Here is a 20,432-nt window from a genome sequence, read left to right on the forward strand (position 1 = left end):
CGGTCCGGGCCGGGGGCACTCTTGACAGTCTCTGTCGGCGCGTCAATTCTGACCCCGCAGCAGCCGTGTGAGACAGGACGGGGACGCGCCCGGGAGGCGACGATGCCCACAGCACGCGAATCCTTGCTGGACGCCGCGCTGGCGGCGCTCTCCGGGCGGCCCTGGCCCGGTGTGCGGATGGTCGACGTGGCGGTGGCCGCCCGGGTGTCCCGGCAGACCCTCTACAACGAGTTCGGCAGCAAGGACGGCCTGGCCCGGGCCTTGGTGCGGCGGGAGGTCGACCGCTACCTCGTGGGCGTCCGGCACGCCCTGGCCGGTCCGCCGCCCGGCGAACCCGGTGAGCGGCTCGCCGCGCTGGCGGACTGGACCGCGCGGACGGCCCGTCACAATCCGCTCGTTCGGGCGGCCCTCACCGGCTGTTGGGGCGAGCGGCTGCCGCGCCCGCCCCGTGCGGCCGCGGGGCTGCCGTCCGGCGGTTACGTCCCGGCGCAGCGCCGCGCGGACGGCCCGCTGCCGTCGCCGTCCGAACTGGTGGCACAGGTACGCGATCTGGCGGCGGCCGCCCTGGCGCCGGGCCGTCCGCCGGAGGAGGTCCAGCGGACGGCCGGGCTCTGCGAGATCGCCGTGCGGCTGGCCCTGTCGTGTGTGGTGGCCCCGGTCGGCGAGCAGGAGACCGGCCGGCTGATCCGCCGGGCCCTGCGGGCGGGCGGCGGTCTCTGAGAGGCCTGCGGTCGCGTGCGGGGACGGGGAGGGTTTCCGGCGCGGCCCGTGCCGGGCGCGCGGGCGGGGGCCCGGCTCAGTCCTCCTCGCGCCGTTCCCGTGTGGAGAGCAGCCGCCGCAGCGAGTACAGCCGCTGCGGATCGGCGTGGCCCTCGGCGACCCACTGGTCCAGCGCGCAGTCCGGTTCGTCGTGGCTGCAGGCCCGGGGGCAGCCCTCGGTGCCCGGCACGAGGTCCGGGAAGGCCAGGACGACCCGCGAGGGATCGACGTGGTGCAGTCCGAAGGAGCGCACGCCCGGAGTGTCGATCACCCAGCCGCCGCGCCGGTCCGCGGGCGCGCCGGGGGCGTCGGGCAGGGGCAGGGCCAGCGCCGAGGTGGTGGTGTGCCGGCCGCGGCCGGTGACCGCGTTGACCACTCCGGTGGCCCGCGCCCGGTCCGGCACCAGGGCGTTGACCAGTGTCGTCTTGCCGACGCCGGAGTGCCCCACGAAGACGGTGATCCGGCCGGCCAGTCGTTCCCGCACCCGGTCGGCGGCGTCGCCCCCGGCCGGCTCCGCGCGGCTGGTGACCACGTACGGCACGCCCAGCGGCTCGTAGGTCTCCAGCAGCGGTGCCGCGGGCGCGAGGTCCGCCTTGGTGAGGACGAGCAGCGGGTCCAGCCCGGCGTCGAACGCGGCGACCAGGCAGCGGTCGATCAGCCGCGGCCGGGGCTCCGGGTCGGCGAGGGCGGTGACGATGGCCAGCTGGTCGGCGTTGGCGACGATCACGCGCTCGTACGGGTCGTCGTCGTCGGCCGTGCGCCGCAGGACGGAGGAGCGCGGCTCCACCCGCACGATCCGGGCCAGGGTGTCCTTGGCGCCGGACAGATCCCCGACGATGCCCACCCGGTCGCCCACCACGACGCCCTTGCGGCCCAGTTCACGGGCCTTCATCGCGGTGACGCTGCGGCCGTCGACGAGGCAGGTGATGCGGCCGCGGTCGACGGTCAGCACCATGCCCTCGGCGGCGTCCTCGTGCTTCGGGCGGATGCTGGTGCGCGGCCGGCTGCCCTTGCCGGGCCGGACCCGGACGTCGTCCTCGTCGGTGTGCTTGCCGTAGCGACGCATCGCGGGACCTGCCTCAGCCCTTCCGGGCGGGGGCCGCCGCCCGGGCCGGGCCGAGCATCTCCGTCCACAGCCGCGGGAAGTCCGGCAGGGTCTTGGCGGTGGTCGCCACGTTCTCGACCTCGACGCCCTCGACCCGCAGGCCGATGACGGCCGCGGCGGTCGCCAGGCGGTGGTCGTCGTAGGTGTGGAAGATGCCGCCGTGCAGCGGGCGGGGCCGGATGCGCAGGCCGTCCTCCGTCTCGCTGACGTCGCCGCCCAGTTCGTTGATCTCCTTGGTGAGGGCCGCGAGCCGGTCGGTCTCGTGCAGCCGCAGGTGGGCCACGCCGCGCAGGACGGACTCGGAGTCGGCCAGGGCGGCGACGGCGGCGATGCCGGGGGTCAGCTCGCCCACGTCGCCGAGGTCGACGTCGATGCCGTGGACGCGGCCGGTGCCGGTGAACGTCAGCCCGTCCGCGGTGAGTTCGCAGGAGCCACCCATCTCGGTGAAGATCCCGCGCAGCGCGTCACCCGGCTGGGTGGTGTGCTCGGGCCAGTCGGGGATCGTCACCCGGCCACCGGTGACGAGTGCCGCGGCCAGGAACGGCTGGGCGTTCGACAGATCCGGTTCGACGACGAGGTCGCGGCCGAGCAGCGCGCTGTGCGCGACCCGCCAGACGCCGGGCTCGCCGCCCGCCTCCGGGGTGTCCACGGCGGCGCCGGCGGCGCGCAGCATGTCCACGGTCATCCGGATGTGCGGCATGGAGGGCAGGGCGCGGCCCACGTGCCGCAGTTCGATCCCCTGGTTGAAGCGCGGCGCCGACAGCAGCAGGGCGCTGACGAACTGGGAGGACGAGGAGGCGTCGATCTCGGCCCGGCCGCCGTCCAGCGCGCCGCCGCCGTGCACCGTCATCGGCAGTGAGCCGCGTCCCTCGTCGTCGATGCGGGCGCCGAGGGCGCGCAGGCCGTCGATGACGCCGTGCAGCGGGCGCTCGTGCGACCGGGGGTCGCCGTCGAAGCGGATCGGTCCGTCGGCCAGGGCGGCCACCGGCGGCAGGAAGCGCATCACCGTGCCGGCGTTGCCGACGTCGACGGTGGCCGGGCCGTGCAGGCCTGCGGGGATGATCCGCCAGGCCTCGCCGCCGGTCGCGTCGCCGGAGCTGGAGGAGACGGTCTCCTCGATGCCGGTGCCCATGGCCCGCAGGGCCTCGGCCATGAGGAGGGTGTCGCGGGAGCGCAGCGGGCGGCGCAGCCAGCCCGGCTCGGAGGCCAGGGCGGCCAGCACCAGGCCGCGGTTGGTGACCGACTTCGAGCCCGGCACGGTGACGGTCGCGTCGACGGGGCCGGACGCGATCGGGGCGGGCCAGAGGGCGGTGTGCTCGGGGGTACCGGTCATAAGCCTCACCTTAATGGCTCGCGGCATGCCGGAAACTTCAACAAAACCGCCGCAACCCGCCCGAAAGGTGTCAGGGGGATCGCAGTCCGTCCAGCCGCTTTCCGGCCGTTCCCCGCCCGTTCCCCGCCGTTCCCGGCTCCGCACCGGCCCCCGCGCCCGCTTCCCCCACCCGGGCCGGCGGCCCGTCCCCCCGCCGGGTCGCACCGTCCGTCACAGCCCGAGCAGCCAGCGCCCGCCACCGGTCAGCGAGCAGAGGGTGACGGTGTGGAAGAGGAACAGCCACACCGCCGCCGGCGCGTGCGTCAGCCGCGCGAGCTGGTCCGCGTCGGAGTCCGGCGCCCCGCCCGCCGCCATGCCGCGGGAGCCGAACGGCAGCCCCCGCCGGCCGTAGCGGCGCCGCTTGGCCTGGAGTTCGAACACCGGTCGTACCCCGCCCAGCAGCAGGAACCACACGACGCCGTAGGCGAAGACGGCCTGCACGTCCGGTCCGGTCAGCCAGGAGACGCAGAAGAAGAGGGCGCCGGTGAGGAGGACGGTCAGCACTCCGTAGGCGTTCCGGATCATCACCAGCATCAGGGCGAGCAGACCCGTCGCGCCCCAGAGCAGGGCGGTGATGTGTCCGGCCGCCAGCAGCCAGGCGCCGCCGAGGCCGAGCAGGGAGGGCGCGGTGTAGCCGGCGGCGGCGGTGAGGATCATGCCGGGCCCGGTGGGCTTCCCCCGGGAGACCGTCAGCCCGGAGGTGTCCGAGTGCAGCCGGATGCCGTCCAACCGCCGGCCGGTGAGCAGGGCGACCAGCCCGTGGCCGCCCTCGTGGGCGATGGTCACGGCGTTCCGCGCGACCTGCCAGACCGGCCGCCACAGCACGGCCGCCAGCGCGACGGCCGCCGTCGCGAGCACCAGCCAGGAGGCCGGGTCGGGCTGGGAGCCGGTGACGCGATCCCACAGATCGCCGGGGCTGGTTATGTCCATCGGGCAGCGGTCCCTCGGTGTGCTTGCGGTGGTGTCGGGGCGTCGTGGCAGTCTGGCATCCATGTGCGGCCGATACGCAGCAAGCCGGAATCCGGCGGAACTCGTGGACACCTTCGGGGTGGCCAGGTGGGACCCGGAGGAGACGCTCGCGCCCGATTACAACATCGCCCCCACCAAGACCGTCTACGCGGTCCTGGAACGGCCGGACAAGGAGGCGGAGAGCCCCGGCCCCGTCCGGCAGCTGCGGACGCTGCGCTGGGGGCTCGTCCCGTCCTGGGCGAAGACCCCGGAGGGCGCGGCGAGGATGATCAACGCCCGTGCGGAGACGGTCCACGAGAAGCCCGCCTACCGTCGCGCCTTCACCTCCCGGCGCTGCCTGCTCCCCGCCGACGGCTACTACGAGTGGATGACCGCGGCGGCCGAGCGGGAGCTGGAGGAGAAGGGCCGGAAGAAACGGCCGCGCAAGCAGCCGTACTTCGTGACCCCCGTGGACGGCTCGGTGATGGCGATGGCCGGCCTGTACGAGTTCTGGCGCGACCGCACACTGCCGGACGACCACCCCCAGGCGTGGTGGGTGACGTGCACGGTGCTGACCACGGAGGCGGAGAGCACCCCGCTTCCCGGGGCCCGCCGCGAAGCCGGCCCCCGGGCGCTGGCCGACATCCATCCGCGCATGCCGCTCGCGCTGCCCGCCGACCGCTGGGACGCCTGGCTGGACCCGCGCACCACCGACCCGGACCGGCTGCGCGAACTGCTCGCCCCGCCCCCGCCGGGCACTGTCCGCGCCTATCCGGTCCCGACCGAGGTCAGCAACGTCCGCAACAACGGTCCGGAGCTGCTGAAGGAGCTCGACGCGCCCGAGGAGGAAACCCTCTTCTGAGGGGGCGGCGGGGGCGGAAGCGGAGAGGATGGCGCCATGGCAGACACCCCGGAAGCCCTGTCGGAGACCGTCCCCACCCCTGCCGGAGACGGACGCGTCAGCTGGCATCCCGCTCCGCGCCCCCGCCTGGTCCTCGCTCTGGGACACGGGGCCGGCGGCGGCGTCGAGGCGCGCGATCTGCGAGCCCTGGCCGCCGCGCTGCCGGCCCGTGGAGTCACCGTGGCGCTGGTCGAGCAACCCTGGCGGGTGGCGGGCAGGAAGCTCGCCCCCGCCCCGAGGACACTCGACACGGCCTGGACCGCGATCTGGCCAGCCCTGGCCGCCGCCGGCCCTCCGGTGGTCGCCGGCGGACGCAGCGCGGGGGCGCGCGTCGCCTGCCGTACGGCGCGGGCGCTGGGGGCGCACGCCGTACTGGCGCTGTCCTTCCCCCTGCACCCGCCCGGCCGGCCGGAGAAGACCCGCGCCGAGGAGCTGACCGGGGCCGGAGTGCCCGTGCTCGTCGTCCAGGGCGCCCGCGATCCGTTCGGCCGCCCGGAGGAGTTCCCGGCCGGGACCGAGCTCGCCGAGGTGCCCGGCGGCGACCACGGCTTCGCGGTGCCGAAGAAGGCGGAGATCTCCCAGCAGCGGGCCCTGGACCTGCTCACGGAGGCCGTCGCCGGCTGGCTCGGCCGGCTGCCGGACGGGCCGCCCCCGGCGCCGTAGCAGCGGCTGCCGTGCCGGCGGCGAGACCCGGCGCCGCAGGGCGGACCACCCGGGAATGCGGTGCCCGCGGCCCGCGTTCTGGAGGAGGTCCGCACGCACCGGCCGCCCGCCGGTCACCGCCTCAGTGAGGGAGTTCTCTCCATGGGTCCGACGCAGTGCCCCGCGCGCCCGCAGACGGGCACCGCCGCGTGGTCGCGCATCACGCTGCCCGCACCCTCCGGAGCCGCGGCAGGAGGGCATCGTCGTCTATCCTCCGATCCGAGTGGGTCCGTACCCGGACCCGCCACGTCGCTGGAGGAGGTGGGTCCGGTCACCGGGACCGACGCAGGGGCCGAAGACGGTCGCGCCGAGGACAGTCGTACGGCCGAGACGGCAGAGGAGCGCAGCGCCCGCTTCGAACGGGACGCCCTTCAGTTCCTCGACCAGATGTACTCCGCCGCGCTGCGCATGACCCGCAACCCGGCGGACGCCGAGGATCTCGTGCAGGAAACCTACGCCAAGGCGTACGGCTCCTTCCATCAGTTCCGCGAGGGCACCAACCTCAAGGCCTGGCTGTACCGCATCCTCACGAACACCTTCATCAACTCGTACCGGAAGAAGCAGCGCGAGCCCCAGCGCAGCGCCGCCGAGGAGATCGAGGACTGGCAGCTCGCCCGCGCCGAGTCGCACATGTCCACCGGTCTGCGCTCCGCCGAGTCGCAGGCACTGGACCGGCTGCCCGACTCGGATGTGAAGGAGGCCCTCCAGGCCATCCCCGAGGAGTTCCGCATCGCGGTCTACCTCGCGGATGTCGAGGGGTTTGCGTACAAGGAGATCGCGGACATCATGGGGACACCCATAGGAACCGTGATGTCGCGGCTCCACCGCGGCCGCCGCCAGTTGCGCGGCCTGCTGGAGGACTACGCCCGTGAGCGCGGGCTCGTCCCCGCCGGTGCAGGAGCTGCGCCGGGCGAGTCGCACGATTCGAAAGGCTCGGGCTCATGAGCTGCGGCAACCCGCACGAGATCGACTGCTCGGAGATTCTCGACCACCTGTACGAGTTCCTCGACCAGGAAATGCCGGCCGGGGACCGCGCCAAGTTCGAGACGCACATCGACGAGTGCTCGCCGTGCCTGGAGAAGTACGGCCTGGAGCAGGCCGTGAAGAAGCTCGTCAAACGCTGTTGCGGCCATGATGACGTGCCGTCCGACCTGCGCTCGAAGGTCATGGGCCGGATCGAGCTGGTCCGCTCCGGGGAGACCGTCCCGGAGAAGCCGGTGATGGAACGGCGCACCGGCGAGCGCGACACCGGAGCCTGCGGCACCGACGCCGCGTCCCGGGAGACGGGCTCCTCCGCGGCCGCCGCCCGCGCCGCCGATTCGGCCTGACGGCTCCCGATTCACCCGAAGGGACGAATCGGGGCCTCCCGGGCCGCCGCGATCCGCCGAACCCCCCGCCCCGGCCGCCCCACCGTCCTATCCTCACCGGTCTGATGCGCCTGCGGAGCGGCGGGCGCGGGACCGGCGGGAGGACGCTCCATGCGAGGGGTGCCACGGGGGGCGCGTGCTTACCTGTTCTGCGCCACGCTCGCGGCCGCGGTGTCCGCCGCTCCCGCACTGCTTCCGGGCGCCCGCACCCCCTGGGCGGCCCTCGCCGCGCTCGCCGCGCTGTACGCCCTCTGCGGCCGGCTCACCCGGCTGCCCCTCCCCGGCTTCCCGAGGTTCCCCGGAGCCGCGCCGGGCGGAACCGCGCCGGGCGGTGTGGGGACGGCTCCCCCGTCCGCCGCCGGGAGCCTCGCGCCGGTCCTGCTCGCCGGAGCGTTTCTGCTGCCGCCCGCCGCCGCGGCTCTCGTCCCCGTACTCGGCGCGCTCACCGGCCCGGCCGAGCGGCGGCCGGGGTGGCTCCGGCGCCTCTGGCACGCCGTCCGGCTCTCCCTCGCCGGCTGCGCCGCGGCCCACGTCCACGCGCGGACGGCCGGGGACGCCGCCGGCAAGCCCCTCGGCGCGGGGGACTTCCCCGAGGCGCTGCTCCCCGCGGTCGCGGCCGCCGGTGTCCACTGCCTGGCGCTCACCCTGCTGGACTGGGGCATCCTCGTCACCGCCGAGGGTCTGACGGCGCGCGATGCCTGCCGCGGCCTGCCCCGCGCCCTGCCCTCCCATCTGCTGCACGGTCTGGCCGGGCTGCTCGCGGCAGCCCTGTGGCACAGCCCGTACGGCCCGGTCACCGCGGTCTCCGCGCTGCTGCCGATGTGTGTCTCCGGCTGGCTGCTCGCCCAGTGTCACCGCCAGCACACCGTCCATCAGGCCACCATCCGCGCCCTCGTGCAGGCCGTCGGCATCAAGGACCACTACACCCGGGGCCACAGCGAGCGGGTCGGCCGTGCCTCCGTCCTGATCGCGCGGGAACTCGGCATGGCCGGCGGCCGGCTGGATGTCCTGCGCTTCGCCGGCGTGCTGCACGACATCGGCAAGATCGGCGTCCCCACCCGGCTGCTGCGCAAGGACGGGCCGCTGACGCCCGAGGAGCGCCGCCTCATCGAGCTCCATCCCGAGTACGGGCACGAGATGGTGCGCGGCATCGCGTTCCTGGAGGAGGCGCGCGCCGCCATCCTCCACCACCACGAGCGGCTGGACGGGCGCGGCTATCCGTACGGGCTGAGCGGCGACCGGATCCCCGAGTCGGCGCGCGTCGTCGCGGTCGCCGACGCCTTCGACGCCATGACGTCGACCCGCTCCTACCGGCGGGCGCGGCCGGTCACCGAGGCCGTCGCGGAGCTCCGCCGCTGCGCCGGGTCCCAGTTCGACCCGCGCATGGTGCGGGCCCTCTGCCGGGCGCTGGACCGGCACGGCTGGCACCCGGCGGCCGCGGCGCCCGCGGCGGCCGCGGAGGCCCGGCCGGAACACGGAGGGAGCCCGCCCCCGCAGCGCGAGGCCGGTGCCGGAGGCCGCGCGGACGGCCCCGGACCGGGGGAGCGGCGGCCGTCCGGACGCGGCCCGCACGGAGGGGTCGCCCGGTGAGCCCCGGCGGAGCGGCCGCGCGGCCGGCGCCGGCACGCCCGGACACCGGGGCCGTTCTCCTGCTGGTGGCGGCCGGGCTGCTGGCGGCCGGGGCGCTCGGCCGGACGCTCACCCAGGGGGTCACGGGGCCGGATACCGCACTCGCCTTCGGCGCGGTGATCGCCGCCGGGGAGCTCGCCCGCCGCGGAGCGGACGGGCGTGAGGCCGCCCCGCCGGCCACCGCCGGTGCCGTGGCGTACGCGTTTCTGGGATCGGCGGCCGGCGGCCCCGGCGGCCCGGAGGCCCCCGGCGTCCTGCAGACGGTGGCCGTCGTTCTCGTGGCGGGTCTGGCCGGGCTCGCCGGGGCAGCCGGCGCGGCGCCGGCCCTCCGCTCCGCCGGCCGCGGCCGGGCCGCCCGGGAGCGGCTGGCCCGGCACGTCCTGACCGCCGGGTTCGCCTCCTGCTGCGTCCAGCCGCTGCCCGTGGCGGCCCCGCTCCCGGCGTGGACGGGCAGCGGCCCCGGCCACGCGCTGCTCCTGCTGCTCGCGGCGGCTCTCACCGCACGGTGCGACGCCGTGCTCCGCGCCGTGTTCGACGGCTCCCGGGGCGGTGGCCGGGCCGGCCGGCGGTTCCCCGGTGAGCCGCGCGCGCTGCCCGGCGCCGGGACGGCGGTCTGCGCCACCGGCGCCCTGCTGGCCCTCGCCGTGGACGCCGTCGGCCTGTGGGCGCTGCCCGTCTTCTGCCTGCCGCTGCTGCCGGCCCTGTATGCGTTCCGCCGCTATGAGGACGTCCGGTCCGTCCGCCGCCAGACCATCGTCTCCCTGGCCCGCGCCACCGAGATCGCCGGCTGCGTCCCCGTGGGCCATGCCCGCCGGGTCGCCGCGCTCAGCCGGGACGTCGGGTGCGAACTGGGTCTCTCCCGGCCCGAGCTGGACGTCGTCGAGTACGCGGCGCTGCTGCACGACGTCGGCCGGCTCTCCCTGCCGGACCCGGCGCCCGGCGGGGCCGGGGAGCTCCCCGCCGAGGACCGCCGCCGGATCGCCCGGCTCGGCGGCGCGGTGGTACGGCAGACCGGGGTGCCGCCCGAGGTGGCGGTGGTCGTCGAGCGGCAGGCGGATCCGTGCCCGGAGCAGCCGCTGCCCACCCGCATCATCCGGGCCGTCGACGCCTTCGACGAGCTCACGGACGGCGCCGGGCGTCCCGCCGGTGCCGAGGCGCTGGACCGCCTCCGCCGGGTCGGCGGGGAGGAGTACGAGCCCCGCGTGGTGGACGCGCTGGCCAGAGTGCTCTCCCGCGGCGGTCCGGGTCCCTGACGGAAGGGCGCGGGCCCCTGACGGAAGGGCGCGGACCGCTGTCTCCGGCGGCGGGAGGGGCGGGCGGCACCGGGGCCGCGCGCGGGCACCCCGGCGGACATGGTTGGATGCGGCCCAGAGGGATTCGCGCGCCGTCCACGCGGCAAAGAGCTGTGGTGGGCGCCGTTATCCGGGCTGAGGGGTCGGCCGAAGTATGGCAGGTTGTCCTCAGGGAGGAAGACGCGTCCCCGGTGCTTCGCGCACCGCATCCGGCCCCGGGCCGGGCTGGAGCAGGGCAAAGGACACGGAGCGAACCGGCAGGCGGGAATCGTGAAGATCTTCGGCAAGGTACGGAACCGGCCCTCCGCCTCGTGGCGGCAGGCGACCGACCGCGCTTTCACGCTGATCGGCGACGGCCGGTACGAGGACGCGGGAGCGCTGCTCACCCGCGCCGCCGACATGGAGCCCTGGCTCTCCGAGTCCTGGTTCAACCTGGCGCTGCTGCACAAGTTCCGGCACGACTGGGAGCAGGCGCGCACGGCCGGCCTGCGCGCCGTCGCCCTGCTGGACCGGGACACCGGAGCCCCGGACTGGTGGAACGTCGGCATCGCCGCCACCGCCCTGCAGGACTGGCCGCTGGCCCGCCGCGCCTGGCAGGCGTACGGGCTCAGGGTCCGCGGCGACCAGGGCGCGGACGCCCCGGCCGGTGAGCCGGTGGGCATGGAGCTGGGCAGCGCCGCGGTACGGCTGTCGCCGGAGGGCGAGGCCGAGGTCGTGTGGGGCCGGCGGCTGGACCCGGCGCGGATCGAGGTGCTGAGCATCCCGTTGCCGTCCTCCGGGCGCCGCTGGGGCGAGGTGGTGCTGCACGACGGCGTCCCGCGCGGTGAGCGGCTGACCGCGGCCGGGCCCTCGTACCCGGTCTTCGACGAGATCGAGCTGTGGGCCCCGTCCCCGGTGCCGACCTGGGTGGTGCTGCTGGAGGCGGCGGCGGAGGCCGACCGGGACGCCCTGGAGCGGCTGGCCGCGGACGCCGGTTTCGCCGCCGAGGACTGGTCCTCCTCGGTGCGGTTGCTGTGCCGCACCTGCTCCGAGAGCCGGATGCCGAGCGCCGAGGGGGACGGGGAGCACCTGGACCCGCACGACCACAGCGTGCCGGGTCACCCGGGCCCGCTGGGCCACCGCACCGCGGGTGACCACTGGGTGGCGGAGCGCGAGTGCGGCATAGCCGCGCCCCCCGGGCTGGTCCGCGGCCTGCTCGACGGCTGGGTCGCCGACAGCCCGGACACCCGGGCCTGGCGGGATCTCGAAGAGGTCTGCTGAGCGGCCCTCCCCGCTGCCCGTACCCTGTACGGGCAGCACCACGAGGGTTCTTCAGGGAAGGCGTACGGCGGACATGGCCCAGCAGGACAGCGCACGGCAGGCGGCGGAGGGGACCCCGGCCGCGGAGACTCCGGAGCCCGCGGAGTCCGGGGAGGACCTGGAGTTCTTCGACGACACGGCCGGCGCCGAGGAGCGCGAGCGGGCGCATCGCGAGCGGGGCACGGCCCGCCCGATCACCGTGGTCGGCAATCCGGTGCTGCACCGCCGGTGCCAGGACGTCACCGAGTTCGACGACAAGCTCGCGCAGCTGATCGACGACATGTTCGCCAGCCAGCGCGCCGCCGAGGGTGTGGGCCTGGCGGCCAATCAGATCGGTGTGGACCTGCGGGTCTTCGTCTACGACTGCCCGGACGACGACGGTGTGCGCCATGTCGGCGCCATCTGCAACCCGGTGATCGAGGAACTGCCGGCCGAGCGCCGGGTGCTGGACGAGTCCAACGAGGGCTGCCTGTCCGTCCCGACCGCCTACGCCCCGCTGGCGCGCCCCGACTACGCGGTCTGCCGAGGCCAGGACGCGCAGGGCAAGCCGGTCGTGGTGCGGGGCACCGGCTACTTCGCCCGCTGCCTCCAGCACGAGACGGACCATCTCGACGGTTATCTCTACATCGACCGGCTGTCGAAGCGGGACCGCAAGGACGCCCTGCGGCAGATGGCCGAGGGCACACCGCGGTACGAGACGGTGCCCAACGACTGACCGCGGCGGTTTCCGGAGCCGGCCGCGGGAAGAATTCCGGGAGTTGTCCGGGACCGTGTTTCCCGAGGCGGCGGAGTCGTTCCGGCGATTCCGCCGCTTTCTGTTCCGCTTCCGTACGGTTGACGCGCGTCGACCGCACCGCCAGTCTCTTCCGTACCGAAACCCCCACTTGTTGGAGGCACTTGTGATCAGACGCGTCACCCGGCTCCTGGTCGCCTTTGTCATGCTCATGGCTAGCCTGACGGCCGGGGCCCTCGTCACGGCCGGAACCGCGCACGCCGACGGCTGCTACACCTGGTCCCGTACCCTCTCCCGGGGCGCCACGGGAGCCGACGTCAGCCAACTGCAGATCCGGGTCGCCGGCTACCCCGGCACCGGCGCGGTCCTGGCCGTCGACGGCTCGTACGGACCGGCGACCGAGGCCGCGGTCAAGCGCTTCCAGTCCGCGTACGGGCTCGCCGCGGACGGCGTCGCCGGCCCCGCCACCTTCAGCAAGCTGTACGCGCTGCAGGACGACGACTGCACCCCGGCCCACTTCTCGTACAGCGAACTCAACCAGTGCAACAGCACCTGGGCCGGCGGCGCGGTGAGCGCGGCGACCGCCAAGTCCAACGCCCTGCGCACGATGTGGAAGCTGGAAGCGCTGCGGCACGCGCTCGGTGACCAGCCGATCCGGGTGACCAGCGGGTTCCGCTCCACCGCCTGCAATAACGCCGTCGGCGGCTCGTCCAACAGCCGCCATCTCTACGGTGACGCGGCCGACCTGGGCGCCTCCCCGCACTCGCTCTGCACCCTGGCCAAGGCCGCCCGCAACCACGGCTTCAACGGCATCCTCGGCCCGGGCTACCCCGGGCACAACGACCACATCCACGTCGACCACCGGTCGAGCCGGTTCTGGTCGGCGTCGAGCTGCGGCATCTGACGCGCCCGCCCGCCCGGCGGGACCGGCGCCGGGCCGCTCCGCCCGCTCACGCCGCGGAGCGGCCCGGTCCCGCGACCGGAAAGCCGGACCGGAAAGCCGGACCGCAAGGTCCGCCGGAATCCGCCGGAATCCGCTAGAAGTCGTCGTCGAAGGAGACCGTCCCCTCCACCGCGACCTGGTAGGCCGACGGTCGGCGCTCGAAGAAGTTCGTCAGCTCCTGCACCCCCTGCAACTCCATGAAGCCGAAGGGGTTCCGCGCGCCGTAGCGGGCCGGCAGTCCGAGCCGGCGCAGCCGCTGGTCGGCGACGCACCGCAGATACTCGCGCATCGAGTCGGTGTTCATCCCCGGCAGCCCTTCCCCGCACAGGTCGCGGGCGAACTGCAGTTCCGCCTCGACCGCCTCCTCCAGCATCGCGGTGACCCGCTCGGCCAGCTCCTCGTCGAACAGGTCCGGCTCCTCCTCACGGACGGTGTCCACGACCGAGAAGGCGAAGTCCATGTGCAGGGACTCGTCACGGAACACCCAGTTGGTGCCGGTGGCCAGCCCGTGCAGCAGCCCGCGCGAGCGGAACCAGTAGACGTACGCGAAGGCTCCGTAGAAGAACAGCCCTTCGATGCAGGCCGCGAAGCAGATGAGATTGAGCAGGAAACGCCGCCGGTCCTCCTTGGTCTCCAGCCGGTCCAGCTTCTCCACCGAGTCCATCCACCGGAAGCAGAACCGGGCCTTCTCCCGGATGGAGGGGATGTTCTCGACGGCGGCGAAGGCGGCGGCGCGGTCGTCGTGGTCGGGGAGATAGGTGTCCAGCAGCGTCAGATAGAACTGGACGTGCACGGCCTCCTCGAACAGCTGGCGGGAGAGATAGAGCCGCGCCTCGGGGGAGTTGATGTGCCGGTAGAGGGTGAGCACCAGGTTGTTGGCGACGATCGAGTCACCGGTGGCGAAGAAGGCGACCAGCCGCCCGATGAGATGGCGCTCGCCGGGTGAGAGCCGGGAGAGGTCGGCCACGTCGGAGTGGAGGTCGACCTCCTCCACGGTCCAGGTGTTCTTGATCGCGTCGCGGTAGCGCTCGTAGAAGCCCGGATAGCGCATCGGACGCAGAGTCAGTTCGAACCCCGGGTCGAGCAGGTTGCGGACCGCCGGCTCCGCTTCCGCGGCGGCCGGGGCGGTGGTGGGGGCGGGCGAGGTGGCGGCGGCGGCCGGCTTCGCTTCGGTGGTCACTGGCAGGCCTCACAGGACTCGGGGTTCTCCAGGGAACAGGCGGTCGCGCCTCCGGCGGCACCGGACGGGTCGGCCGCGCCGGCCGCCTCTGCCGCCTCTGCCGCCTCCGCCGCGTCGGCGGAGCCGGCGGCCCGCGCGATCCGGGTGGCCGGGCGCGACCGCAGGTAGTAGGTGGTCTTGAGGCCCTTCTTCCAGGCGTACGCGTACATCGAACTGAGCTTTCCGATGGTCGGCGAGGCCATGAAGAGATTGAGCGACTGGCTCTGGTCGAGATACGGGGTGCGGGCCGCGGCCATGTCGATCAACGCCCGCTGCGGAAGCTCCCAGGCGGTTCGGTAACGGTTCCGCAGCCCGGCCGGGAGCCAGTCGAGTCCCTGCACGGAGCCGGCCGCCTCGCGCAGCGCCTCCCGGGTCCGTGCGTCCCACCTGCCCAGTTCCTTCAGCTCCTCCACCAGATATGTGTTGACCTGGAGGAACTCCCCGGAGAGGGTCTCGCGCTTGAAGAGGTTCGACACCTGCGGCTCGACGCACTCGTACACCCCGGCGATGGAGGCGATCGTCGCCGTCGGGGCGATGGCCAGCAGCAGGGAGTTGCGCAGTCCGGTGGCGGCGATCCGGGCGCGCAGCGCCTCCCACCGCTCCGGCCACCGGGGCCGGGCACCGTAGTGGTCGGGGTGGAGCACACCGCGCGAGGCGCGGGTGGAGGACCAGGCCGGATGGGGACCGTGCCGTCCGGCGAGATCGCAGGATGCCTCGTACGCCGCGAGCATGATCCGCTCGGAGATCTCGGTGGAGAGCCGGGCCGCCGCGGGGGAGTCGAAGGGCAGCCGCAGCCGGAAGAAGACGTCCTGCAGCCCCATCACGCCGAGCCCGACCGGGCGCCAGCGCCGGTTGGAGGCGGCGGCCTGCGGGGTGGGATAGAAGTTCACGTCCACGACCCGGTCGAGGAAGGCCACGGCGGTGCGCACGGTCGCGTCCAGCCGCTCCCAGTCCATCGCCTCCGCCACCGCGGCCTCCCCGGTGCCGGCGCCCGGGGCGACGTGGGCCGCGAGATTGACCGATCCCAGATTGCAGACGGCGGTCTCCCCGTCGTCCGTCACCTCCAGGATCTCGGTGCAGAGGTTGGAGGAGTGGACGACCCTGCCGGGCTCGGCGGTCTGGTTCGAGGTCCGGTTGGCGGCGTCCTTGAACGTCATCCAGCCGTTGCCGGTCTGCGCGAGCATGCGCATCATCCGGGCGTACAACTGCCGTGCGGGCAGCCGCCGGACGGCGAGCCCCGCCTCCTCGGCCCGGCGGTACGCCGCGTCGAACTCGGCGCCCCACAGATCGGGCAGCTCCGGGACGTCGGAGGGGGAGAAGAGCGACCACTCGGCGTCGGCCTCCACCCGGCGCATGAACTCGTCCGGGATCCAGTGGGCCAGATTGAGGTTGTGCGTCCGGCGGGCCTCCTCGCCGGTGTTGTCCCGCAGCTCCAGGAACTCCTCGACGTCCGCGTGCCAGGGCTCCAGGTACACACAGGCCGCCCCCTTCCGCCGGCCGCCCTGGTTGACGGCGGCGACGGAGGAGTCGAGGGTGCGCAGGAAGGGGACGATCCCGCCGGAGTGGCCGTTCGTGCCGCGGATCAGGGCGCCCCGGGAGCGGACCCGGCTGAAGGGCAGGCCGATGCCGCCCGCGTGCTTGGAGAGCCGCGCGACCTGGTGGTAGCGCTCGTAGAGGGAGTCCAGCTCGTCGAGCGGCGAGTCCAGCAGATAGCAGGAGGACATCTGCGGGTGCCGGGTGCCGGAGTTGAAGAGGGTGGGGGAGCTGGGCAGGTAGTCCAGCCGGCTCATCAGCCGGTACAGCGAGGCGACCTCGTCCACGGCCCCGGGCGAGTCGTCCGCGGCCAGTCCGCAGGCCACCCGGAGCAGGAAGTGCTGCGGGGTCTCGATGACCTGACGGGTGACCGGGTGCCGCAGCAGATAGCGGCTGTACAGGGTCCGCAGCCCGAAATAGCCGAAGCGGTCGTCGGCGCCGTCGGCGAGCGACATCTCGACGAGGGTGTCCAGCCGTTCCGCATGATTCCGGACGAAGGCGGCGGTGCGGTCGGCGATCAGGCCCTCCCGGTGGCCGGCCCCGATCGAGTCCGGGAAGGACACCGCGCCCTGGCCGGCCGCCTCGTCCGCGATGGCGCGGGTGAGGAGCCGGGCCGCCAGCCGGGAGTACACCGGGTCCTCGGAGATCAGCCCGGCCGCCGCCTCCGTCGCCAGCTCGCGCAGCGCGGCCTCGTCGGCGCCGGGTCCGCGGCCGCGCAGCGCGGCCGCGGCCACCCGGCCCGGGTCGGCGGCGGGCAGATCGGCGGTCAGCCCGGTCAGCAGGCGCAGCAGCGCCGTGCCGGGGGCGTCCCGGCCGGCGGTCGCGGGACCGCGGCTGCCGGCCGGCGCCGGATCGGCGGTGCGGTCGGCTGATGCGGGATCGGCGGGCGCGATGGTCACGTGAAGCTCTCCCTCGCTCGGCGGGGCCGCGGGACGGAGCGCGGGGCGCGCGCGGCCGCCCCGTCCGGAGAGGAACGGCACCGCGCGACGTCCACCGGCCCAATCCCCGGAGCCCGGACGGAATCGACGTCCGGCTCGGTCGGGCCGGACGTGGCCGACGGCAGGCGCTCGGACTCGAAGGCAGGCGAAAGCCGCCTTCACACCGTTGCGGGACAGTTCAGGATTCGCACCGGATTCCCCTGGCGCGTCAGCGAGCATGAGCATACATCTTGTGTCGTGTTCCGCGAGCGGGTACTAGATGTTGTGTGACGCCGGAGGTGTGGGGTCTTTGCAGGGGAATACGGCCGCGGTGTGCCGCGGGCCCGTGCGGAGAGCGGCCGGCCGGTTCGGGCCGCGGCGGCGCGTTTCCGTTCGGGATCGCCGGGGATCCCCGGGCGCGCGTCCGCGCCGCCGCGCGTCCGCGGGCTGCCGCGCCCATCGGAGCAGGGCCGGGGCACCGGGTCAGGGGCTCAGCGTCCGGGGCGCACGGCCAGGGGCTCAGAGTCCGGGGCCGGGGAGCTCGCGGCCGAAGGCGTGCAGCCGCAGCCCCGGCAGCGGCTCCCAGTCCCGCTCCGGGAGCCGGACGAACCCCAGCCGCCGGTAGAGCCGGTGGGCCGTCGTCATCCGGGGATGGCTGGAGAGCACGACCCGGACCAGACCGGCCTGCCGGGCACGGTCGAGACAGGCCCGGACCAGCGCCTCGCCGGCGCCGCGGCCCCGGGCCGGGCCGGCCACGGCCAGCATCCGGAACTCGCTCTCCCCCGCGCCGGCCAGCTCCGCGTACGGGCTGCCGGGCGTCACATGGGCGACGCAGCCGACCGGCTCGTCGCTCACGGCGTCGGCCGCCACGAGGAGTTCCGTGTGCGCGGCGCGCCGGGCGGCGTCGCGGAGCTCTGCGAGGTACGGGTCCGAGGCGCCGTACTCCAGCAGTCCGTCGCCGAGATACGCCTGGGCGGTCAGTTCGCCCAGCGTCCGGTATTCCTCCGGCCGGGCGGTGCGGATGACGAGGTCCATACCGGCAGTCTGCCGTGCCGGTGTGACAGCGGGCCCTTTCCGGGCACGCCGATGGCCCCGGCGCGGGGCCGGGGCCATCGGGTGGTACTGCCGGGCCGGGAGCGTCAGCAGCAGCGGAAGCCCTCGCGGGGGTCGGCCTCACGGCCGTCCACGCGCTGCCGTTCGAACTCGCGGCGGCTCAGCACCGGGGCCTGCGGATCACACTTCCGCGCGTGGGCGACGTACCGGTCGTAGGTCGCCTCCCCGGTGGCCTCCCGCCAGAGGAAGCGGATCCGGGCGGCCTTCTCCTTCAACGCGGGGCTCATGGTCATGAGGAACTCCCCGTGCCGGTGCTCTCCTTGCCGTCCGTGCCGGCTCCGGCCGTGACGAGCTCGGCCTTCTCCTCCTTGGTGGTCCACAGGCCGGCCGGAGCGACGAGCTTCGACTCCACGTACGGGACCTCCTCCAGCTTGGTCGCCGCGGGATTGCGGATCGCCTTGAGGCATACCCGCCCCGCGTCGATGAGCACCACGATGACGAGCAGGAGGAAGAGGATGGAAAGGACGCCGTCCACCGTCGCGTTGGTGACGACGGTGTGCATGTCGCCCATGTCCTTTGCGGGCGGCAGCACCTTGCCGTCCTCAATGGCTTCCTGGTAGACGGAACGCTGCTTGAAGAAGCCGATCTTCGCGTCGTCCGAGAAGATCTTCTGGTAGCTGGCGGTGAACGTGACCGCGACGTCCCAGGCCAGCGGAACGGCCGTGACCCAGGCCCACTTGAGGCGCCCGGACTTGATGAGCAGCGTGGTGGCGACGGTCAGCGCGACGGCCGCCAGCAGCTGGTTGGCGATACCGAACAGCGGGAAGAGCTGGTAGATGCCGCCCAGCGGGTCGTGGACGCCGACCCAGAGGAAGTAGCCCCAGCCGCCGACGACGGCCGCGCTCGCGATCCACGCACCCGGCCTCCAGCTGACGTCCCGGAAGGGCTTGTAGACGTTGCCCAGCATGTCCTGGAGCATGAACCGGCCGACGCGGGTACCGGCGTCCACCGTGGTGAGGATGAAGAGCGCCTCGAACATGATGGCGAAGTGGTACCAGAAGGCCTTCATCCCGGCCCCGCCGAAGACCGCGGAGAAGATCTCCGCCATACCGACGGCCAGCGTCGGGGCGCCACCGGTCCGCGACAGCAGGGACTCCTCCTCCACGCCGGCCGCGGCCGCGGCCAGATCGCTGGGGGAGATGGTGTAGCCGAGGCTGGCGACCGCCTCGGAGGCGGACTGCACCGAGTCGCCGATCAGGCCCGCCGGCGCGTTCATCGCGAAGTAGAGGCCGGGGTCGATGATGGAGGCGGCCACCAGCGCCATGATCGCCACGAAGGACTCCATCAGCATGGAGCCGTAGCCGATCATGCGGACCTGGGTCTCCTTCTGGATCAGCTTCGGGGTGGTGCCCGAGGAGACCAGGGCGTGGAAGCCGGAGAGCGCGCCGCAGGCGATGGTGATGAAGACGAAGGGGAAGAGCGAGCCGGCGAAGACCGGCCCGGCGCCCGAGCTCGCGAACTCGGTGACCGCGTCCATCTTCATGTTCGGCAGGGCGAAGGCGACGCCCAGGGCCAGCAGGGCGATCGTGCCCACCTTCATGAAGGTCGACAGATAGTCACGCGGGGCCAGCAGCATCCACACCGGCAGGATCGAGGCGACGAAGCCGTAGACCACCAGCCAGATCACCAGGGTGCCGGGCTGCAGGGTGAAGGTCTCCGCCCAGGAGGAGTCGGCGACCCAGCTGCCCGAGACGATCGCGAGCAGCAGCAGCGCCACACCGATGAGCGACACCTCGGTCACCCGGCCCGGACGCAGCACCCGCAGGTAGAAGCCCATGAAGAAGGCGATCGGGATCGTCATCGCGATGGAGAAGGTGCCCCACGGCGAGTGCGCCAGGGCCTTGACGACGACGAGCGCCAGCACCGCCAGCAGAATGATCATGATGGCGAAGATGGCGATGAGGGCCGCGACGCCGCCGACCGGGCCGATCTCCTCACGGGCCATCTGCCCCAGCGACTTGCCGTCCCGGCGCATGGAGAAGAAGAGCGTCACCATGTCCTGGACCGCGCCGGCGAAGATCACGCCGACGATGATCCAGATGGTGCCGGGGAGGTATCCCATCTGCGCGGCCAGCACGGGTCCGACCAGCGGGCCGGCGCCGGCGATGGCGGCGAAGTGGTGACCGAGCAGCACGCGCCGGTCGGTGGGGTGGAAGTCAACACCGTTGTCGAGCCGCTCCGCCGGGGTGGCCCGGCTCTTGTCGGCCTTCAGTACGCGGTTGGCGATGAACCGGGAGTAGAAGCGGTAGGCGATGGCATAGGAACCGAGGGCGGCGGCGACCATCCAGGCGGCCGACACCTCCTCGCCGCGCGAGAGGGCGAGTACGGCCCAGCCTGCCGCGCCGACGAGGGCCACGGCAGCCCAGATCGCGATCGACTTGGGGGTCATCCCGCGCTTCGCGGTGGGTGGGGCTGCCGATTCTGACTCGGGCATGGGAGGGTCTCCGTTTTTTCCGGGAAGGATCTCCTGCGTAACGCGCAGGGAAATCTAAGGCAGCACGCGGCCGATGTTCACTACGCCTGCATACCGGTACGGACACATTGTGGAAACCATAGTCCGGTAGGTGGAATGGACCATTACCCTCCGCCGCGCTGTCCCC

General features: G+C 73.8%; 18 protein-coding genes and 1 riboswitch. Of the genes, 10 read left to right on the forward strand and 8 right to left on the reverse strand.

Annotation, left to right across the window (positions count from 1 at the left end; translation table 11 throughout):
• Nucleotides 1-102 precede the first annotated feature (102 nt).
• Entirely contained in the window at nt 103-720 is a 618-nt protein-coding gene (locus KBZ10_RS05065) for a TetR/AcrR family transcriptional regulator (protein WP_210986265.1), read from the forward strand.
• 76 nt (nt 721-796) lie between these two features.
• Here the strand turns inward: KBZ10_RS05065 and rsgA are convergent, their stop codons facing one another.
• The 3 genes from rsgA to KBZ10_RS05080 all read right to left on the reverse strand — a co-directional run bounded on the left by rsgA (nt 797) and on the right by KBZ10_RS05080 (nt 4,166).
• Entirely contained in the window at nt 797-1,825 is a 1,029-nt protein-coding gene (gene rsgA / locus KBZ10_RS05070) for a ribosome small subunit-dependent GTPase A (RefSeq protein ID WP_210986266.1), read from the reverse strand.
• Between the two features lie 13 nt (nt 1,826-1,838).
• Entirely contained in the window at nt 1,839-3,197 is a 1,359-nt protein-coding gene (aroA, locus tag KBZ10_RS05075; RefSeq protein ID WP_210986267.1) for a 3-phosphoshikimate 1-carboxyvinyltransferase, read from the reverse strand.
• Nucleotides 3,198-3,407: 210 nt separating this feature from the next.
• A complete protein-coding gene (locus KBZ10_RS05080) occupies nt 3,408-4,166 on the reverse strand; it encodes a M50 family metallopeptidase (RefSeq protein WP_210986268.1) in 759 nt (252 codons plus the stop codon).
• 61 nt (nt 4,167-4,227) lie between these two features.
• Between KBZ10_RS05080 and KBZ10_RS05085 the strand changes: the two genes are divergently transcribed.
• The 9 genes from KBZ10_RS05085 (at nt 4,228) to KBZ10_RS05125 (ending at nt 13,011) form a co-directional block, all read left to right on the forward strand.
• Nucleotides 4,228-5,046 carry an SOS response-associated peptidase gene (locus KBZ10_RS05085; RefSeq protein ID WP_210986269.1) on the forward strand — a complete coding sequence of 273 codons (819 nt, stop codon included), beginning with the start codon at nt 4,228-4,230 and terminating at the stop codon, nt 5,044-5,046.
• A 36-nt stretch (nt 5,047-5,082) separates the two neighbouring features.
• Nucleotides 5,083-5,748 (forward strand): alpha/beta family hydrolase, encoded by a 666-nt coding sequence (locus tag KBZ10_RS05090; protein WP_210986270.1) that lies wholly within the window; start codon nt 5,083-5,085, stop codon nt 5,746-5,748.
• A gap of 300 nt (nt 5,749-6,048) precedes the next feature.
• The gene (locus tag KBZ10_RS05095; RefSeq protein ID WP_210986271.1) at nt 6,049-6,732 is read left to right on the forward strand and encodes a sigma-70 family RNA polymerase sigma factor; all 684 of its coding nucleotides are present in this window, start codon (nt 6,049-6,051) and stop codon (nt 6,730-6,732) included.
• A complete protein-coding gene (rsrA, locus tag KBZ10_RS05100) occupies nt 6,729-7,115 on the forward strand; it encodes a mycothiol system anti-sigma-R factor (RefSeq protein ID WP_210986272.1) in 387 nt (128 codons plus the stop codon). Before KBZ10_RS05095 ends, rsrA begins: the two co-directional genes overlap by 4 nt.
• 150 nt (nt 7,116-7,265) lie before the next feature.
• Nucleotides 7,266-8,744, forward strand: coding sequence for an HD-GYP domain-containing protein (locus tag KBZ10_RS05105; protein WP_210986273.1), 1,479 nt, complete (start codon nt 7,266-7,268; stop codon nt 8,742-8,744).
• Nucleotides 8,741-10,036: an HD domain-containing protein gene (locus tag KBZ10_RS05110; RefSeq protein WP_307847198.1), complete on the forward strand. Its 1,296-nt coding sequence runs from the start codon at nt 8,741-8,743 to the stop codon at nt 10,034-10,036. Before KBZ10_RS05105 ends, KBZ10_RS05110 begins: the two co-directional genes overlap by 4 nt.
• 309 nt (nt 10,037-10,345) lie before the next feature.
• Nucleotides 10,346-11,335: a hypothetical protein gene (locus KBZ10_RS05115; protein WP_210986274.1), complete on the forward strand. Its 990-nt coding sequence runs from the start codon at nt 10,346-10,348 to the stop codon at nt 11,333-11,335.
• A gap of 73 nt (nt 11,336-11,408) precedes the next feature.
• Nucleotides 11,409-12,089 carry a peptide deformylase gene (gene def / locus KBZ10_RS05120; RefSeq protein WP_210986275.1) on the forward strand — a complete coding sequence of 227 codons (681 nt, stop codon included), beginning with the start codon at nt 11,409-11,411 and terminating at the stop codon, nt 12,087-12,089.
• 184 nt (nt 12,090-12,273) lie between these two features.
• Complete coding sequence (locus KBZ10_RS05125; RefSeq protein WP_307847199.1) at nt 12,274-13,011, forward strand: D-Ala-D-Ala carboxypeptidase family metallohydrolase; 738 nt, start codon at nt 12,274-12,276, stop codon at nt 13,009-13,011.
• A gap of 133 nt (nt 13,012-13,144) precedes the next feature.
• Here the strand turns inward: KBZ10_RS05125 and KBZ10_RS05130 are convergent, their stop codons facing one another.
• From KBZ10_RS05130 to KBZ10_RS05150, 5 genes are all read right to left on the reverse strand, one after another.
• Nucleotides 13,145-14,101, reverse strand: a complete 957-nt coding sequence (locus KBZ10_RS05130; RefSeq protein ID WP_247701869.1) for a ribonucleotide-diphosphate reductase subunit beta — start codon at nt 14,099-14,101, stop codon at nt 13,145-13,147.
• Between the two features lie 125 nt (nt 14,102-14,226).
• Nucleotides 14,227-16,701: a ribonucleoside-diphosphate reductase subunit alpha gene (locus KBZ10_RS05135; protein WP_210986276.1), complete on the reverse strand. Its 2,475-nt coding sequence runs from the start codon at nt 16,699-16,701 to the stop codon at nt 14,227-14,229.
• A gap of 141 nt (nt 16,702-16,842) precedes the next feature.
• A riboswitch (cobalamin riboswitch) is annotated at nt 16,843-16,975 on the reverse strand.
• 263 nt (nt 16,976-17,238) lie between these two features.
• Entirely contained in the window at nt 17,239-17,754 is a 516-nt protein-coding gene (locus KBZ10_RS05140; protein ID WP_210986277.1) for a GNAT family N-acetyltransferase, read from the reverse strand.
• Between the two features lie 104 nt (nt 17,755-17,858).
• On the reverse strand, nt 17,859-18,059 hold the full coding sequence (locus KBZ10_RS05145) for a YbdD/YjiX family protein (RefSeq protein ID WP_374223310.1): 201 nt from the start codon (nt 18,057-18,059) through the stop codon (nt 17,859-17,861).
• A 2-nt stretch (nt 18,060-18,061) separates the two neighbouring features.
• A complete protein-coding gene (locus KBZ10_RS05150; protein WP_210986279.1) occupies nt 18,062-20,266 on the reverse strand; it encodes a carbon starvation CstA family protein in 2,205 nt (734 codons plus the stop codon).
• Nucleotides 20,267-20,432: the final 166 nt, after the last annotated feature.

Source organism: Streptomyces sp. F63 (genome assembly GCF_018070345.1).
Taxonomy (GTDB): domain Bacteria; phylum Actinomycetota; class Actinomycetes; order Streptomycetales; family Streptomycetaceae; genus Streptomyces.

Coding starts and splice junctions, on each gene's coding strand:
- rsrA (WP_210986272.1), top strand. CDS start 6,729: ATGAGCTGCGGCAACCCGCACGAGATCGACTGCTCGGAGATTCTCGAC.
- aroA (WP_210986267.1), bottom strand. CDS start 3,197: ATGACCGGTACCCCCGAGCACACCGCCCTCTGGCCCGCCCCGATCGCG.
- KBZ10_RS05085 (WP_210986269.1), top strand. CDS start 4,228: ATGTGCGGCCGATACGCAGCAAGCCGGAATCCGGCGGAACTCGTGGAC.
- KBZ10_RS05065 (WP_210986265.1), top strand. CDS start 103: ATGCCCACAGCACGCGAATCCTTGCTGGACGCCGCGCTGGCGGCGCTC.
- def (WP_210986275.1), top strand. CDS start 11,409: ATGGCCCAGCAGGACAGCGCACGGCAGGCGGCGGAGGGGACCCCGGCC.
- KBZ10_RS05140 (WP_210986277.1), bottom strand. CDS start 17,754: ATGGACCTCGTCATCCGCACCGCCCGGCCGGAGGAATACCGGACGCTG.
- KBZ10_RS05080 (WP_210986268.1), bottom strand. CDS start 4,166: ATGGACATAACCAGCCCCGGCGATCTGTGGGATCGCGTCACCGGCTCC.
- rsgA (WP_210986266.1), bottom strand. CDS start 1,825: ATGCGTCGCTACGGCAAGCACACCGACGAGGACGACGTCCGGGTCCGG.
- KBZ10_RS05105 (WP_210986273.1), top strand. CDS start 7,266: ATGCGAGGGGTGCCACGGGGGGCGCGTGCTTACCTGTTCTGCGCCACG.
- KBZ10_RS05150 (WP_210986279.1), bottom strand. CDS start 20,266: ATGCCCGAGTCAGAATCGGCAGCCCCACCCACCGCGAAGCGCGGGATG.
- KBZ10_RS05090 (WP_210986270.1), top strand. CDS start 5,083: ATGGCAGACACCCCGGAAGCCCTGTCGGAGACCGTCCCCACCCCTGCC.
- KBZ10_RS05145 (WP_374223310.1), bottom strand. CDS start 18,059: ATGAGCCCCGCGTTGAAGGAGAAGGCCGCCCGGATCCGCTTCCTCTGG.
- KBZ10_RS05130 (WP_247701869.1), bottom strand. CDS start 14,101: ATGCGCTATCCGGGCTTCTACGAGCGCTACCGCGACGCGATCAAGAAC.